Source organism: Achromobacter sp. GbtcB20, assembly GCF_019091095.1.
Lineage (GTDB): Bacteria > Pseudomonadota > Gammaproteobacteria > Burkholderiales > Burkholderiaceae_B > Achromobacter > Achromobacter mucicolens.
In genome coordinates this window covers 1-778 of the sequence record NZ_JAGXJZ010000086.1, presented here as the reverse complement: position 1 = coordinate 778, position 778 = coordinate 1, and the positions used below count along the sequence as shown (strand labels likewise).

At 63.8% G+C, this 778-nt stretch carries 2 pseudogenes; both read left to right on the top strand.

Features of this window, described 5'->3' with window-relative positions:
- Positions 1-181 (top strand): annotated as a pseudogene (locus KVT32_RS27885) (IS1595 family transposase); the annotation flags it as partial.
- A 165-nt stretch (positions 182-346) separates the two neighbouring features.
- Positions 347-778, top strand: a pseudogene (locus KVT32_RS27880) (acyl-CoA dehydrogenase family protein); the annotation flags it as partial.

Sequence of the window (778 nt, the reverse complement as noted above, 5' to 3'; positions counted from 1 at the left end):
GGTGCACGTGCAGAACGTGAACGGCTACCACCGGCGCTTTCGGCAATGGCTGGCGCGCTTCCACGGCGTGGCCTCGCGCTATTTGCCAAATTATCTCGGCTGGCGCTGGGCGCTCGATGGACGGCGCATCGATTCTCCAGAGCGCTTCCTGCGAGCGGCGCTGGGCATCTTCAACAGGTAACGGTGACAGCGCCTTTTTTATGGGCGCTGCCGCCGTTGCGCGGTGGAATGGCAGCGCTGGCGAAGGCGTCTTTTTATTTGCTAAGTAAGCAAAGTTTTCAGGTACAATCCTTGTGAACGGTCGTGCTTTTTTGGGCGGGCCGCGCGACGATAACAAGGAGACAGTATGGACCTGAACTATACGGACGAAGACCTGGCCTTCCGCGACGAGGTGCGGGCCTTCCTGGCGGCGAACCTGCCGCCGGACCTGCAGCACAAGGTGCGCAGCCACCTGCGACTGAGCAAGGAAGACAGCGTGCGCTGGCACAAGATTCTGGCCGCCAAGGGCTGGGTGGCGCCGGGCTGGCGGCCCCGGCTGCACGCCGGTGCAGCGCCACAACTTCGAGGAAGAGTGCGCCCTGGCCGGCACGCCGCAGATCATGCCTTACGGCGTGAACATGGTGGCGCCGGTCATCATGGCCTTCGGCAGTCCCGAACAGAAAGCCTATTATTTGCCGCGCATCCTGTCCTGCGAGGACTGGTGGTGCCAGGGCTATTCCGAGCCGGGCGCCGGCTCCGACTTGGCCTCGCTGAAGACCACGGCCGTCCGTGGCCGGGA